The sequence below is a fragment of the Dictyobacter alpinus genome (genome assembly GCF_003967575.1).
GTDB lineage: Bacteria > Chloroflexota > Ktedonobacteria > Ktedonobacterales > Ktedonobacteraceae > Dictyobacter > Dictyobacter alpinus.
In genome coordinates this window covers 1980312-1996892 of the sequence record NZ_BIFT01000002.1, presented here as the reverse complement: position 1 = coordinate 1996892, position 16581 = coordinate 1980312, and the positions used below count along the sequence as shown (strand labels likewise).

The 16581-nt window shown below is 48.5% G+C and carries 12 protein-coding genes; 2 read left to right on the top strand and 10 right to left on the bottom strand.

Annotated features, from left to right (window positions below; genetic code table 11):
- Positions 1 to 39 precede the first annotated feature (39 nt).
- Positions 40 to 1560, bottom strand: a complete 1521-nt coding sequence (locus EL633_RS30595; RefSeq protein WP_126631012.1) for a S1C family serine protease — start codon at positions 1558 to 1560, stop codon at positions 40 to 42.
- A 467-nt stretch (positions 1561 to 2027) separates the two neighbouring features.
- Positions 2028 to 2702 (bottom strand): HAD family hydrolase, encoded by a 675-nt coding sequence (locus tag EL633_RS30590; RefSeq protein ID WP_126631011.1) that lies wholly within the window; start codon positions 2700 to 2702, stop codon positions 2028 to 2030.
- Positions 2703 to 3237: 535 nt separating this feature from the next.
- On the opposite strand from EL633_RS30590, the gene EL633_RS30585 reads away from it, so the two are divergent.
- The gene (locus tag EL633_RS30585) at positions 3238 to 3486 is read left to right on the top strand and encodes a hypothetical protein (protein WP_126631010.1); all 249 of its coding nucleotides are present in this window, start codon (positions 3238 to 3240) and stop codon (positions 3484 to 3486) included.
- Between the two features lie 40 nt (positions 3487 to 3526).
- Here the strand turns inward: EL633_RS30585 and EL633_RS30580 are convergent, their stop codons facing one another.
- The 6 genes from EL633_RS30580 to EL633_RS30555 all read right to left on the bottom strand — a co-directional run bounded on the left by EL633_RS30580 (position 3527) and on the right by EL633_RS30555 (position 12815).
- Complete coding sequence (locus EL633_RS30580; RefSeq protein ID WP_126631009.1) at positions 3527 to 5794, bottom strand: PAS domain-containing sensor histidine kinase; 2268 nt, start codon at positions 5792 to 5794, stop codon at positions 3527 to 3529.
- 268 nt (positions 5795 to 6062) lie between these two features.
- A complete protein-coding gene (locus EL633_RS30575) occupies positions 6063 to 7208 on the bottom strand; it encodes a zinc-ribbon domain-containing protein (RefSeq protein ID WP_126631008.1) in 1146 nt (381 codons plus the stop codon).
- A 60-nt stretch (positions 7209 to 7268) separates the two neighbouring features.
- Positions 7269 to 7970, bottom strand: a complete 702-nt coding sequence (locus EL633_RS30570; protein WP_126631007.1) for a hypothetical protein — start codon at positions 7968 to 7970, stop codon at positions 7269 to 7271.
- A 285-nt stretch (positions 7971 to 8255) separates the two neighbouring features.
- Positions 8256 to 9122, bottom strand: coding sequence for a maleylpyruvate isomerase family mycothiol-dependent enzyme (locus EL633_RS30565; protein WP_126631006.1), 867 nt, complete (start codon positions 9120 to 9122; stop codon positions 8256 to 8258).
- 69 nt (positions 9123 to 9191) lie between these two features.
- Positions 9192 to 9866 carry a TetR/AcrR family transcriptional regulator gene (locus EL633_RS30560; RefSeq protein ID WP_126631005.1) on the bottom strand — a complete coding sequence of 225 codons (675 nt, stop codon included), beginning with the start codon at positions 9864 to 9866 and terminating at the stop codon, positions 9192 to 9194.
- Between the two features lie 447 nt (positions 9867 to 10313).
- Positions 10314 to 12815, bottom strand: coding sequence for a DUF2298 domain-containing protein (locus EL633_RS30555; RefSeq protein ID WP_126631004.1), 2502 nt, complete (start codon positions 12813 to 12815; stop codon positions 10314 to 10316).
- 452 nt (positions 12816 to 13267) lie between these two features.
- Here EL633_RS30555 and glpK point away from each other — a divergent pair, with 452 nt between their 5' ends.
- Entirely contained in the window at positions 13268 to 14770 is a 1503-nt protein-coding gene (glpK, locus tag EL633_RS30550; protein ID WP_126631003.1) for a glycerol kinase GlpK, read from the top strand.
- Between the two features lie 132 nt (positions 14771 to 14902).
- On the opposite strand, the gene EL633_RS30545 is transcribed toward glpK, so the two are convergent.
- Positions 14903 to 15202 carry a GlsB/YeaQ/YmgE family stress response membrane protein gene (locus EL633_RS30545; protein WP_126631002.1) on the bottom strand — a complete coding sequence of 100 codons (300 nt, stop codon included), beginning with the start codon at positions 15200 to 15202 and terminating at the stop codon, positions 14903 to 14905.
- 362 nt (positions 15203 to 15564) lie between these two features.
- Complete coding sequence (locus tag EL633_RS30540; protein ID WP_126631001.1) at positions 15565 to 16125, bottom strand: hypothetical protein; 561 nt, start codon at positions 16123 to 16125, stop codon at positions 15565 to 15567.
- Positions 16126 to 16581: the final 456 nt, after the last annotated feature.

The following is a 16581-nucleotide window of genomic DNA, read 5'->3' as shown; positions in this document are numbered from 1 at the left end:
AGGCAAATTGCTATACGGTTAGATTGTCTATCTACAACTTTAACTGTACCGTTGCTCTCCCAATCTGACTCTGGCTGTGCCCTGTTGAGAGCCGCGATAAATCTGTAACGTTATGATATCGCCTGGTCGCTTATTGATCAGGACATCCTGCAGGCTTGAGCTATCGGTGACCGGTTGATTGTCTGCCTGAACAATGATGTCGCCTCTTCTCAGACCCGCCTGGGCGGCCGGGCTACCAGGGACCACGTTTACGATGAGCGCGCCAGTATCTATTGGTAGTTGTGCCTGTGAGGCGATGTTCGAATCGACACTGATAATATTCACGCCCATATCCGCACGACCAGAATTTATGACCCGACCCGATTTGATCAATTGGGGGGCGATAAACTTGACCCGATTGGATGGGATCGCAAAGCCAACGCCTGAGGCAGGTGTTTTAAACTCTGGATCAATCGGGACCAGCGTCGGAATTCCAACGAGATCCCCTTGCATATTGGCCAGGGCTCCACCACTATTCCCAGGATTAATGGCGGCATCAGTCTGAATGGCATCGATGATCAAACTATTTGGACCCTCGCTGACATTACGTCCTAATGCACTCACAATACCACTGGTAACTGTTTGAGTGATGCCCAGTGGATTACCGATAGCCAGTACCGGTTGTCCAACCTGCAATCGGGATGAGTCGCCAATTTTTGCCACCGCCATATGCCGTGGTGGATTTACTTTAATTACCGCAAGATCATCTTGTGGATCTGTACCTGCTAGCGTGGCTGGTAGTTTGGTATTATCGTAAAGTACAACCTGATAAACCTGTCCACCCTGAAGGACGTGATTATTGGTCACAATATAGCCACGTGGATCGATGATCACACCTGATCCGATACCGCTTCCCTTTGGCGTTGCCACATTGATTTGCACTACCGATGGACGTAATTTGCCGGCCACCTGTTCAATAGGCTGAGTGCCATTAGGATTAAAGATGGCGCCCGCCGGACTACTGGTGGTGCCGCTGGACGTAAACCAGCCTCCGAGCGCTCCCATTAAGAGGGCCAGTATGGGGAGTCCTATCCATTTACCCTTGCCACTTGGTCGAGTACCGCCTCCTATTGGTGTCGTACCTGTACCTGTTGGCGGTCCTCCCCCCGGTGTCGTACCAGGAGCATAATAGCCCGTTTGCCTACCGTATGTTGTATCGACAGGCTGATTACCCAGGGATGTAGGGACCGTTGTATGTGGTATGCCATTTCCTGGCCTGTACGTTGTCGGAACATCAGCAGATGGTTGGTTCCCCGATGGATAAAGGGGTTGGTTACCTGATGGATAAGAGGGCTGGTTTGTTCGTGGCCCATTTCCTGATGTATACGTCGGGACGTTTGTTGGTGGCATACCTTGTGAATACGGGGGGGGTGTGCCTGATGGCACATAATACGGTTTTTGTGCTTCGCTAGCCGCGCGATAGGTTGATTGTTCAACCGTCTTTTCGCCGTTTTTTTCCGAAGGTTCTAGTGGACTGTTAAATGATTCTGAAGGATCTGGCTTCTGATCTGGATATGACATGAGGAATCCTCCTTAATCATGGCAGAAGTATGCTGAATAATTACAACAAATCCATAGTAAAGACTATAGCGTGTTGCCGTCCGTTTGTACTCCCCCAAAAGATGGATTACCAGAAACCTTCGATCTTATCACCTCTAATAAGCTGAACTGCAAATAAACTCTTCCCGCCTACGGCGGGAGGAGGGGGGGAGAGCAGCGGGGGACACCCCCGCACCCCCGGCAGGCGGGGCTGGCCGGCCCTCCTGCACCTCCCGGCTTCAAATAAACTCTTTCTGTTTACGATGGGAGAAGGGGGTGGAAAGAGCAGCGGGGGACACCCCCGCACCCCCGGCAGGCGGGGCTGGCCGGCCCTCCTGCACCTCCTGGCTTCAAATAAACTCTTCCCGTTTACGGCGGGAGAAGGGGTAAAGAGAGATGCGGGGGACACCCCCGCATCTCCTGGCTTTATTTACCTGGTATATACTATGTTAGAAATGTTCGCGTAACTCAGAGAATGATTTCAGGGTCAGGTGGCGACTGGGCCCATCAACGATAACTTCTTGCATCTCAAGGGTCCAGGTATGGGAATGAGGAATATAGACCGTGTTCAAGCCCGCTGCACGAGCCGCATTAATATCTGAGCGTGGGGAATTCCCAATCATCCAGGTGTGAGCAACATCCAGTTGGAACTCGGTAACCAGTTGATTATAGGCCTCTGGATGCTTCTCTGGTACTACCAGGGTATGCTCAAAGTAATCCGCCAGCCCTGAACGCTCAATTTTGAGGTGCTGTTCCTCGGCATGACCTTTTGTGAGCAGGATAAGCTGATGACGATGCGATAGATCTGCTAGCGTGTCCTGCACACCTTCAATAATCTCGATGGGATTGTTGGCTAATTGGGTACCAAAGGCCTGAATCTGCTCGATATCGCTATCGCTTACTGGCCGTTCGCTTAACTGTTTGTAGACTTCGATCAAGCTCTTGGTGAAGTTTGCGAAGCCGTAACCCATCTGACGCTCAACATCGTTGAGGAGTGCCTGTACTTCTTCAGGGCTGAGGGAGGAATGATTGAGGAAATTAATGAAGTCCTCGGTTGTCTGCTCAAAGTAGATATTGTTCTCCCAGAGTGTATCGTCGGCATCAATAAAAAGCGTGTAAGACATGATATATTTTCCTATTTGTCAACTATGACTATCTCCTGACAGGGCTTTTTAATTTTCCTCTTCCTGGCGCCTACGGCGCCGGAGTCTGGTGTGGTGTGTGTTCTGTGGGCGGCCGCGGCCGCCCACAGAACACACACCACACCAGAAATACTCTGTAGATGATTTGCCTGACAGTTACTCCCGGCTGAAAATGAAAAAGCCCTGATCTCCTGAGAGCGGGAATAGTATGGTAGATATTTACATATGTGTATAATGAACTCTACCAAAGAATAAGTACATGTGCAAGAGTTTGCTTCGTGACTTGTAGGGCTTTGCCATGTCTGCCGTGCCAGATTGGAGGTGTAGAGTGTACTGGTGCGTGGTCACGCACCAATACATCACACACTGGAAATAATAGTATGATAACTCTATGGGTGTGATACAGACGCGAAAAGAAAGGGTGTTGAAGGTAAGCGGTGGGTGTATACTAAATGTGTTGTATGATAATGAATGGATTACATTTTGTAGAAGGTTGGCGAGTTAGCGAGAATATGCGATGGTGTACAGAGAAGAGGGTACGGCGCGCTATAAAGGGATCACGATCTGGGTAGAGAAGATATCTGATTTTGAATTCGATGGTGTCTTCAAATGGAACGACCGGATCATTAAGACTGATCCTGCTTATGAATATTCGCCATCCCCGGCTGATGCGATTGAAAGTGCTAAAGGGGTGATTGATATTCTGATTGAACTGCGACGAGAGGGCGTGAATGTGGTGGATAGCGATGAGGAGCCCGAAGATTAGCTGTGGGCGTATTGAGATATTTGCTCTTGTTCATGGTACGTTATTCCGCTTTCAAGGGTAGTGTGAACCAGAATGTTGAACCTTTGCCAGGAATACTATCAACACCTACTTCTCCGTGATGCTGTTGAATAATCGTCTGACAAATATAGAGTCCCAGGCCCAGACCCTGCTTGTTATCCGAGGAGGTTGAGGATTCTTTGAGTTGATAAAATCGTTTCCAGATCTGCTTACGCGCATCTTCCGATAGTCCCGGGCCTTTGTCCTGTACCCAGACGCGTGCAACGTCTTCGTTGTAGTGCATGCCAATGCGAATGGGGCGCTCAGGGTCAGAGTATTTGATGGCGTTGGTCACATAATTGCTGATTACCTGGGCGATACGATCGGGGTCTGCTACCACATAGAGAGATTTTTTTGGTGATACCAGGAGTTTTAAGCTGCGTGTCGGTGTGGTTGAGCGCAGGTCGTCAACCGTGTCATGGATTAGTTTGACCAGATCGAAGCGTTGCATTTTCAGTTCTAGCTTATCGACGGTGATCCGTGTAACGTCGAGCAGGTCGTTGACCAGGCGCGATTGTGCATCTATCTGATGTAAGGCGTGGGCTAGATCCTCTGCATTTTTATTCTGTGCTGTCTTTATGGCTGGACTATGCGCTTCGGGCAAGGATGCCATGCGCTTCATGCGGCGCTGGATGAGTTGCAGTGAGCCTTTAATGACCGTCAGGGGTGTGCGTAACTCGTGGCTGGCAATGCTTAAAAAGACATCTTTTTGTTGTTCTACCTCTTTGCGCGCACTAATATCCAGCACGATAGCTACTCCCAGGGTTGACGAACTTTTGAGTTGCGCGATCGCCATCATAATAGGGACTGGCTTATTCTCCTTATTATGAATCGTTAATTCAAAGGGCTTGCTCACACCGGTCGCTAGAAACTCCTCGATCGCTTGAGCCTGGCGGGGCAAGGAATCAGGCACCGTCATGGCCGTCCATTGCAGTTTTCCGGCCGTAATTTCCTCGTTGGTATAACCAGTTATTGAGAGATAGGCCTGGTTAGCTTCATAAATATTGCCATAGATATCAACGACCAGCACACCGATAATATTGGACTCCACAAAGCGCCGAAATTTCATCTCGCTTTCTCGTAGAGCGCGATCCACTCTTTTGCGCTCGGTGATATCCTGATAATACACCGAGAGTCCTTCAGAAGAAGGATAGGCGTGGAGCTCAAACCATTTTTTCTGCGGCAAAGAGAAGGCTTCAAAATGTTGTGCCTGCTGCGTCTTAAATGCCTGCTGAAATTTAAGATGGAAAAAAGAGTCCGCAAACGTTGGTGTTACCTCTTCAATATGCTGACCAATGAGATCCGGCAACTTTTTGCCCAGCAACTCTTCCGCATGGGAATTCGCATAGGTATAGCGCCACTGCGTATCGATCATAAAGAAGGCATCACTGATACTTTCAAGGACAGTCGTTAATTTACTGGCGGCCTGTGATTGTTGAGCCTCGGCTCGTTTGAGTGCGGTAATATCCATCACAGCAGCAATCATGCGTACCGGAAATCCCTGTCCATCATAGAGCCAGCGGCCGCGCACCGTGAGCCAGTGGGTTGTCTGATTGGGATGGATGATACGATAATCCACACTATATTCGCTTTTGGCGACCAGGGCCTCTTGAATCGCTTGATCGCGTTGCGTCAGATCATCAGGATGGACGGCCGCCATCAGTTGCTCATAGCTAACCGTCTCATGGGTTGAAAAACCAAACAGCATTTTGCACTGATCAGTTAAGGTCAACACATCAATGCGTATATCCCAATCACATAAACCGATATTTGCCGCGGCCAGCGCCAGGTGCATCTGCTCCTCGCCCATCTTTCGCCGTTCATTATCACTGATCTCTTGACCGAGGACGATAACCTGAGCAATACTACCATCGGTCTTAGGGACAGGAATATAGCGCAGTCGTAGCAAAGGATAGCTACCATCGTGCCGATGGAGATGGCATTCGGTCTCTGTGCTATGGTGTGAAGCAACGGATTGCAAAAATGCTGCATGGGTTTCGATACGATCAAGGGGATGAATACTTTGCAACCAGTCAGGGCCAGCATAACAACCATCTTCCTGGCCGGTAAAGTTTTTCCAGCTATGTGTATACGTATTTTCAAAATGACCATCAGAAGTTAAGAGCCAGAAAACAGCCGCGCTATCCTGAGCCAATGCCAGGAACAGACTGATATTATCAGCTTGAAGATACATTTGCTGTTCTTCCGCAACCTGATCATGCCTTGAAAATGCGAGATGATCTGATTCCACTGGCTTAACCTCCACACGCAAAGAAATATGCTACTATCTTTATATTACTATATATACCTCGTCTAAGAGGCGCCATAGGAAGACAATTCGCCTATAATAGGAATATAGATGAGCCATGGAAGTGGCTTTAGAGCAAGCAAGCCAACCGCTAAAATCTCGTGTTTTAACGATTGGCTTACGTCCATCTCAAGGTGGATCCGCAAAAAGTCCGCAAGATTAGTGGCCAGTGTGGGTTGATTGTCTTTGGTCACCAGATGCGGACCTCTCTCTACGGAACCTGAAAGGGGATCGTGGCCTGATTTGTTGCGTCAGGAGTGTGCCCTGGCAGTAGTATGAAGGTCGCACTCGTGGTCTCTTGTGGCACCACGAAGGAGACCCGACCCGGAATATTTGTCGCGCCAGCCGCAGCATCGCCAATGACCGCTTGTTCGAGATTACTGGTCGTCCCACCATATTCCAGGCGAATGAAATCGGGCGGGAAGGCACTGTATCCTTCACTACCAGGATTATCAAGTGAGAGCGTGAGGACCAGGAAACGCTTGCCTTTCTCGACCTGTGTACCACTATCACTGAGTTTCCATGTAACCGCTTTTAAGGTCCAAAACATACTCCCAAAGGCTACACGTAAATTAGGAGCACTCTGTTTCGGTTGATACTGACTCAGGTTGGCATGTCCGGTTAACGGAACCTGTATTTGCTCTTCTGTGTCCTTACCAATTTGCAGGATCATCTGGTCCACTTTCAGGCCTGCGGCGGAGGGAAAATCAATCCAGGTCGTCTGATCCCCCTTACGCGCAGGTCCAGTGAGATCTTTATATCCTCCAGTTGTAACCTTGTTTCCTCCTGGTAAAAGCAGATCGAAAGATTCAGGATAGGAAAAAGGGGGAGCGCTCGCAAAGTACACATTGTTTGCATCTGATTGGATCGCGTGTAGATTGAGGCGCACCACTCCATGTGCAGGTGTATTGCGATCATTCGCAAAACTTGTTGCCTGCTGTGCACTAACAATCGTGATAGTGACACTTGCATAGTTGAACATTGCATTGATCGGCGTCGTTGTCAGCGGGGCCTGAGCTGGAATGGCCTGACTCTTTACAGCGCTATTGGTTGTGTTGCTGGCTCTACTGGCAATATAGCGAAAAGCAAAGAATCCACCTGTGCCAAGCAGAAGCAGCAGAAGTAGCAGGATTATTCCTACTTTCAGTATTCCTCGCGACGAGTTTTTTTGTGGCCGCGCATAGGGCAGCGGTGGCTGAAAACTTTGTAATGGTGGTTGATCCCGCTGATTTGGCGGGATCTTTTGTGTTGGAGCATAGCTGGCACTTGCTGGTGTTCCACAATGTGGGCAAAAACTCATAGACCCAGGGATAGATGCATGGCAGTGAGTACAAGTATGGGTGGTGGATTGTGACATCCTATTTTTCCTTTCAACACTCTCTATGGAGTGTAGCCAATCCAATCTGCTTCGACTCATCTAGACAAACTTGAATGACTGCAACATCGGTTGGAAGGCCGTGTTCTCCGTCTGGTCAAAGTCTTTGGCTGGCGCGCTGAACTGGATTTTGTACATTTTGGTGTTTGCATCGTGTGCGGGACGATTGAGAGCCATCGCGATGACCTTGGTCGACACTGGCTGACCATTGTAGGGCAAATCACCAATCGCGCCAGTCTGATCCCAGGACTCTCCTCCAATCGTTGTGTTGGACGCGAGATCCACTTTTTGATAGTGAGGTTTGGACTGCATGGCTGGCACGAGAGGATCGAGCGCAACGGAAGTTGCGGAGTTGGCATTGGGATTAGGTGAGACCGTCACAATGAACTCGATGGTGCGTGTTGGATTGATGAAAATGACCGAGGCAGCCGACGGGGATACCTTCTCGATAGTCCATCCCGCTGGATAGCCAATAGTAAAGCCATTACCTGTATAGTTTGTCAGGTTGGTAGCAGGTGCGGACGTAGGCTGGACAGGAACAGAAGTTGGAGGTTGGGTAGGAATAGAAGTAGGCTGAGTAGTCGCGGTAGTACTGCCACCAGTTGGGGTCGAAACCGTTCCAGTACTTCCCCCTCCCAAACCACAAGCACTCAGCAAAAGCACAAGAAGAAGGCTACAAGCGCTCAATGCGGGCCTGAAACCCGAAAAAAAGGACGGTGAGTGGTACTCGCGTGTGTGATACATGGTGATTTCTCCGTGATGTCATGAATTTATGCATATTGATGTAAAGATTATATGAGAATCAATACATGTAAAGTGAGTGGAGGAAATTAGATTGATCTTTGCGGAATAATCTTCTGCAAAGATGCATTTCATACATTAGAAAGTGGTAACAGTGAGTAGGAACGAGAAACCAGGCAACGTCAGGCGGCACTGCGCGATAATCAATTCCTTTTACACTTCATCATGCCAGACATCACCTACTTTGAGAATTGGCATCGCCTGGTGTGCTGTCATGTAGATTTTTCATTAGTACGGAGCAGCAGTATGTTTGAGGACTTCGCGGGCGAGAGAGGTCTCACCCTCAAACGTGACATGAGACCACACATCTTCTGGAGTGAGTCGCCCCGAAGCCAACAGGTTGAAATTAACGACATCGAGATGAAGCGTTGTCGTGGGAGGCATCTTTGGGCCAATTTGCCATATTTCCTCGATCCCTCCTGAAAGATGATAGACCATAGATGTATCGCGCAGGATCGGCGCAAGCTTCTTTGTTACATCACGCATGATTAGTGAGACGACGCGTCCATCATGCTCAGGGGTCATCACCATCTCGCACCCAGTTGCCTGACACAGGTCCAGTCGATGCATCCACATATCACGGGTATAGATCAGATCGGTCAAGTACCCAACAGGGACGATTCCCAGTGCTGGTAAGGGGACAGGAAGAGCACGTAACAGCCATGGAAGTCGTGCTCGTGTGGCCAGAGCGCGAGGACCCACCGTTCGTAGCTCTTCGATTAATGCTGCTGGTGTAGCAGTAGCGCGGTCATCGACCTGAATCTGGTTCAGGCTATCGAGATATGAGAGGCCAGACATCCGATAGGGGCGGTGAACCTTGAAACTATACTGGCGCCTGAACTCTGTGAAGCTGGCATAGGCAGCGGCTGCCCCTGTCACATGCGCAAGCATTTGTCGGACATTCCAGCGGGAACAGGCTGTTGGTTTCTCCCACGCATCTTCTGATAGAGAAGTCACAAGTGCCAGGAAGCGCTCCAATTCAAGCGTTGCCATGGCCTTTGCCTCACGATGAGAAAGCGGGAGGATAGTACTCGCATGCACAAGAGCGGGACGCGCAACAGAATCATCGCTGCTCATGTTCCTGACTGTTTGCATAATCGTTCTCCTGAACGCAATTCAAACTGAGAAGCCTCTGACAACTTCTGATAAAAAACAACCCTTAACTTATTTTTTCTCTTTTTGCTCGTCATCTATCTTAGATGGCTCCGGCTCCCATGCCGCATGAAACAAGGCAAGTGCCGCCGGAAGTAAGCTGCCAAAGCGACCCGAGCCCACGGGCAGTTCCGGCTCATTGGCCATATGTAACGCCGTCAGCCCATGCATCAAGGCCAGGAACAGGTCTCGGGCCTCCGGAACCGTAATCCCAAGGGCAAGACTTTCCCGCTCAATGCCCTTTTCGATGATAGTATCCGTCATCGTCAGCAAGCGACGGCTTTCTTCCATACTCTCCTCCGAAGGGACAAACCCCGGAACGGGACGTTCCTGGACGAGTTGATACAGTTCCGGATACTCCTGGGCAAACCTCATGTAGTTTTCTAATCCAGCTTGCGCTCGTCCCCAGAATTCATCAGTGCCCTCTGTTAAGCGATTCATGTATTGCGCGTACAGACGAACGCCCATGCGGAAGAGCGCATCATAAAGAGCCATTTTTCCTGGAAAATACTCATACAGGGAGGGAGCGCGTACACCGACTCGACGCGCCACCTCTTGCAGATTCAGAGCTGCAACCCCTTCCTCACGCATAACCTGTCGAGCAGCTTCAAGAATGGCATGCTCCATCTCTTCCCGATTGCGCTGACGACGTTCTTTGGGCGAGAGGATAGACTTCTTCTCTTTCATCGTTTCGCTACTTCTCTACAAATATTCATGTTATCCTAATGCCATTAGAAGAATCTATTTGGAATAGATTGTCCTAATGGCATTAGGTTAACTGATAATTATGAGTTTGTCAATGGTTATTTTTATAATTTTCAGGCTTCATTATTCTGGATGCTTTTAAGGATGCAAGATAAAGAATTATATGAGAATAGACTGCATATAGAATAATTGGAGAATAGAGGGAAGTAATATAAATCAAGGGTCAGAAGACGAGGTTGGGAGCTATGATCTTGATTTCCTAGAAGAGCATAAGGTTAAGCATACGTGGCTGGGCCGACTATGCTAGAACGTTGTTCGTAGTCAGTCCATTTCACTATTGACAGGCGTTCATGATGAAACAACCCTGGCAACACGCGCAATAAACAATCTGGACTGACTACGAGCCGTGAGCACAAAATTAATGGATGTTCAGGACTTTAGTTTGTAAATGGTGACGGTTGGGCTTTTATAGACCACCTGCATGAAAGAGGCGAAGCGATCCAGGTTCGCGTTGCCATATGTTGCGCGCTCCGATGCGCCAACATAGATATATTGTGCATGATAACGATTCATGGTGGCCAGGACACGTTTGGGATCGGGATCTGAATAGATCTGAGTGACATCGGCTTTGCGACTATCAAATTCAGCGGCATTGTCAGGACTACGATTAATCCATTGGATGCGCCATTGAATCTCGTGACCAATCCAACCCATAAGTGTTGGCAATCCGGTCAGGGCTGAGACGCGTGCATAGCCAGTATAATCGTCGCCGACCGCCTCGACTATGACTGGTGAGCCACTAACATGACTGTTGAGCCAGCGAATCGCATCATAATCTCCGGGCAAGGCATCATCATACTTAAGATAATTCAGGCCATCCAGACTATTGGTCCGAAACAGGCCGGTTTGATGGGTGGTGGGATCAACGCTGACAAAGCGATAATAGGGTGCGAACAGAGGATAGAGCGAGCCCGCCAGTAAAAAGAGGAGCAGGACAAGGCCCCAGAGAACTTTGCCACCTGTCACCAGATAGCGTCGAGTGGCTGCAAACACCTCCATGCGCCGGAAATTCTCCAGAATATAGTAGAGGCCAGCCCCGCAGGCAATAGAGAGCAAGATCCAGGCCTGGAAGTAAAACTTGAAGACCGTATTCATACGTGGATTATTATCCACAAACACATCGCGCAGAAAGACGATCTCGCATCCTGCCACCAGAGCTATTGCTACCGCGCCCAGCAATATTGTAAACGCATGAGCCCGATCATCTGTATGTTGTAGCAAGACCACTACCGCGGTAATCGTGATCCCCAGCGTAAGAAATAACGTTGTATTGGCGGGACTAAACAACTGACAGGCCAGTCCAATTGCCATAAAGCCCAGGCCGGTCATAATCCCGATAAATGGCCAGGAAAGATATCTTTCCTGTTGCTCCTCATCGGCCGCAGGCTTTGGATCTTCAATAGAGATTTCTTCATCAATTGGATGGTTACCAGCAATTTCATCCAGTGCGGCCTCTTTGTTCTCAATACCTGTAACTTGTTCCGTGGTTGAATTATGGCGAGCGGCAAGGACACGTGTGCCAATATTCGTGAAGAGGAGGGTTAGAAACAGAAAGGCAAACAGGCTATAAATCAATAGTTCATCGCGTAGAGGTGAGCGCTCATTGAGCGCCACGATGCCGATGCCCTGTGACGGTGAGATAAAGTTCAAGTGGAAAGGCAAGAACAGCAATACCGCCAGCGCGATCAATGCCAGGGCAGCGGAAATGATATTGAGGAGCAGGCTCCAACTCCAGCGTTTCTCGTGGCGCAACCACTGCTGCAAGCCGAGACAGACAATCGCCAATCCCATATACGTAGGCAGATCCCAGCCATTCATGACAAACAGACCACCAAGCAGCAAAGAGGTCGTGCCCAATGTCAACGGCAAACGCCAGCCGCGCCCAAACACAAAGATCCCCTGACCATCCTGCTCCAACAAAAGATTGAGCGCCATGCCAATACCCAGAATCGTAAAGGCCAGAGAAAGCACATGGGCATGGAAATCAGAGAGAAGAAAACTAAAGGCCGGAAACTCATTAATGGTGCGCGGAATAATACGAGTAGGATTAAACCAATCATAGCCACCTCCCACACTGCGATCATGAAACCACTGAATTGTCGAAGCCAGATTGCCCAGCAGTAATCCCAGTGCTACTGTTAAAGCCGCAAAAGGAGTACCAACCAGCAAGGCATTTTTTGTGGCATAGATTGGCTTCTCATGTACCTCTACATTCGCCTCATGAGCCTCTCGTTGCTTACGTACCCGATGTGACCAGGCGATAAGATTGCTTGTGACGCCAAACAAGCTGACCGCAGTCAGGCCATACAGCATACTTATGCCAGTATTGAACGCAACCGATGGGATCTGTCCCAGTAATTTTGCGAGTAGAGCCACAATATAATGGGCGTAATAATAATAGTTGATAGAGTAACCGGCATACCACATATCCTGTGGCGGAAAATGCTCACTACGCATAATCGAAGCCAGGAAACCGCCATCCATAAACATCTCATACGAGTAAATATCTGGCTTGAACGAGCGTAGCCAGCCTAACAGTAGCATCATCAGCAGAAAAACCGCCTCAACCACCGCGATATAGCGACCATTCGCACGCAGGATATGCTCAATCGTCTGGCGTGTACGCAGGAAGCCAATCACATTCAGGACCAGCAGCAGCAAGAGCATCACGAAAATAAACAACTGGCTGAACGGTAAAGCCTGTATCACCATCAAAGGCCACCAGACGCAGAAGGCCAGTACAAAGATAGCCAGAGCCTTACTCCAGGCCCAGCCACGATCCGGAATATTGCGAAAAACCGTTACTGTGAGAGGCAGGAAGAGAATACCCAGAAATTCAACCAGCGCCCACATCTGAAATAGTTCAAGCATATATACTCATCTCTACAAAAAAATCTGTGTCCTGACTTCTGGACATATGTTATTAAGTTTGCACCTGTGCAAGTATGAAAAAAGGCATCCCCAATGCCATTGCTACCTGATCGAGTAGTAGTAGTAGTTACTTCAGGTAAACTGTATCATATTTTTGCGTTTATTGGAGGAGCTTATCTTTTCTGTAGGGCTTTTGGTTACCAATACTCTAGCAAACACTTATATGCTCCCACCCTATGTATACCAAATGTCATAGTATCAAATATAACAGATTTCATCTTTTTTGTGTGGTGATAGAATGTGAGAGAGTTCTCTCTGAATTTCTTATAGCTCAGTAATTGTAATGAACGTATGTGGTTTGAGATCAGCCAGGTACTGAAGCCTGCAAGATCTCATACGATGATGTGAAGAAAAGCATGCAGAGCAATGCATCCTTTAGAAAGAAAAGTAGTATGGCAAAATACATTCTGGCCTTAGATCAAGGTACGACCAGCTCAAGGGCGATCCTATTTGACCACAGTGGATCAATTGTAAGTGTTGCGCAACAAGAATTTCCCCAGTTGTATCCGGCACCCGGCCTGGTTGAGCATGATCCCGAGGCGATCTGGTCCAGCCAGCTGGCGGTGGCGCAAGAGGTATTGAAGAAAGCCGGCGTGAGCGCGAGCGACATTGCCTCCTTAGGCATTACCAATCAGCGCGAGACAGCCCTGGTATGGGAAAAAGCTAGCGGAAAGCCAGTCTTCAATGCCATCGTCTGGCAAAGCCGTCTGACCGCTCCAATCTGTAAGGAATTGATCGCCAAAGGGTTTGATAAAGAGATTCGTGAACGGACCGGCCTGGTCACCGATGCTTATTTTTCGGGGACAAAAGTCAAGTGGATACTGGATAATGTTGAGGGCGCACGTGCCAAAGCGGAGCGTGGTGAGCTCTTATTTGGGACAGTCGATACCTTCTTGTTATGGCGTTTGTCGAAAGGCAGGATTCATGTTACCGATTACACGAACGCCTGTCGTACATTGCTCTTTAATATCCATACAAAAGAATGGGATGATGTGTTGTTGAATGAGCTGGGTGTTCCACGCTCAATGTTGCCAACCGTCATGCCATCCAGTATGGTCTATGGCGAGACCGATCCTGAGTTCTTTGGTGGGCCAATCAAGATGGCTGGTATTGCCGGTGATCAGCAGGCTGCAACGTTTGGGCAGGCCTGCTACGAAGTAGGTATGGCCAAGAACACCTACGGAACCGGTAGTTTTATGTTATTGAATACCGGCTCCAGAGCTGTACCATCCCAAAATGGACTCCTGACCACGATTGCCTGGGGTATGGGCGAGCCCTCCCATGCCGAGATCACCTATGCATTGGAAGGCAGCATTTTCGTGACTGGAGCCGCCGTTCAGTGGCTGCGCGATGGCTTGAAAGCTATTCAGAGCAGCGTTGAAGTTGAGGCCCTGGCAGAAACAGAGGAAGATAATGGTGGTGTCTACCTGGTGCCAGCCTTTGTTGGTTTGGGGGCACCGCACTGGGATTCATATGCACGTGGCACCATTGTTGGCCTGACCCGTGGCTCATCAATTGGACACGTAGCCCGAGCCACCCTGGAGTCCATGTGTTACCAGACTCGCGATGTCCTGGAAGCGATGATCGCAGATAGTGGTACCGACCTCAAATCCTTACGCGTAGATGGTGGAGCTGTACAAAATAATCTCCTGATGCAATTCCAGGCGGATATCCTGGGTGTACCGGTGGAGCGGCCACAGGTCGTGGAAACTACAGCGCTTGGTGCAGCCTATCTGGCAGGCCTGGCCGTAGGTTTCTGGGAAAGTATGCAAGAGGTGTCAAAATACTGGGCCATCGACCGCACATTTGAGCCGCAGATGAGCAAAGACCAGCGCGAACAGCACTATAATACCTGGAAGCGGGCCGTAGAGCGCTCCCTGCACTGGGACGTTTAAATTCTGGAAATGCGCACAAAAAAGGGCCCCCTTTTTCCACTCTGGGAAAGGGGGCCCTTTTTACGTTCAGCTCTTTAATAGCTGTGGACAATGATTTTTTGATTGTCCTTGAGGTTCATCGCTTGCTATGCGTTATACGCGGCGGCGGGTGCTACCACTAACGGCACGCAGGATGGCGATGAAGATACAAGCGCCGATGAAAGCGATGATGATTGAACCAACAAAGCTGCTGGAACCAAGACCGAATAGGCCGGCAACGAAACCACCAACCAGAGCGCCTACGAGACCAACAACGATGTCACCGACGATACCATAACCGCCACCGCGCATGACCAGACCAGCCAGAGCACCAGCGATCAGACCAACAACCAACCACCAAATGATAGCGCCAACTTCAAGAGCGGCGAATGAAAGTGCTGTAGCAGCGAACATGTATGTTCTCCTTTAAACTAACGATTCAATTTTCTAAAGCATTTAAGATTATTCAGGTTTGGAGAATTAATTTTGTTTCTCCGTTATGAGTATTATACGGTTACATAAATGAAAAGGGATACACATTTTTGGCTTTTGTGGGAATGTTAATCATTTACTTAAATAGCTTTAAGATTTCTAAGGTTAGGGAGGTACAGGCTGATAGCTTCATAAGGGATGGTATGGGATATTGTTCTTTTTATTTCAGGTGCTGGGTATGTGGTGTTTGAGGCGATGGCGTTTTTTAGGATCTCTCGAGCCAGCAATAAAAAGGAGGATGGCAACGATACGTTTACCATCCTCGCTAAAAAGTGGTATAGGAGCTATTTTGTGAAGTGGAATGAGTGTAGCATGGGGAGAAAATATTTGTCTGTATAGCAGTCGAATGCCGCTGGATCCCCTTCGGCATGCAGGACGAAGTGAGGAATATGGTCGGGATCAACTGGATTTTTGCTGACCCAGCCAATCTTTTCGTATTGTTTGCCTGTCAATTGATTGATGCCTGACGCTTTCCCTTGTTGCCATTCCACATTATTGACTGTAACGGTGGGAGTAATGGATTGTAGCGTACTATTTAGCTCGCCTGTCAACAATTGATCCAGGATCTGCTTATCCGAAGTTTGATCATGACTGGGATAGACATGAAATACATACGTGTTGGTCGGGTCTGTAAAAAAATCACCAACATAGCCACCTGAATTCGTGGTATTCGTATTGAATGTCCAGTCGCTGGGATAAGAGATGCTATAGCCATCGCCTTTATGTTCGATGAAAGTCACATCAGCCAATTTTAGCGTGTGAGCGTAGGCCGAGCCACTTATCAAGTAGACGCCAAGTAACACCAGTAAGCAGCTCGAAATGAATTGAACTATCCGTCTTCTCATGATACTGAACTCCATTAAGATAGTTGTGTAATGGACAAATACACATTTTTTATGTTTGCATATACTTTTTATTGAAAGAAAGTATATGCGCTACAAGTAATCTTTACGATATTGGAAAGTATCGTAACAGATCCTTATAGGCTGGCGTTATTATAACATAAAAGAGCGGTACAACAATCATGAACCAGGGGAAAAGGGTGCAGCCAGCTGTTTTTTCTTATATATTTCCTGGTATGATCAGGCCTATTACTAAAATGATTTGCAGACAAAGAAGGATACAGTTAGAGAAAAATCATGTATTGCGCAGATTGAATGGGGGCCATTAGAAGGCAAGTGCCCATGGCTGGTGGGCAGTGATGTAAGTTCAGGAGTGCATGGAGACACCGTAAGATGTTCCAGCACACCTGACCATTGATGAAGAAGGCTTTTAGCCAACGGCAGCAGAAAAGGGATATT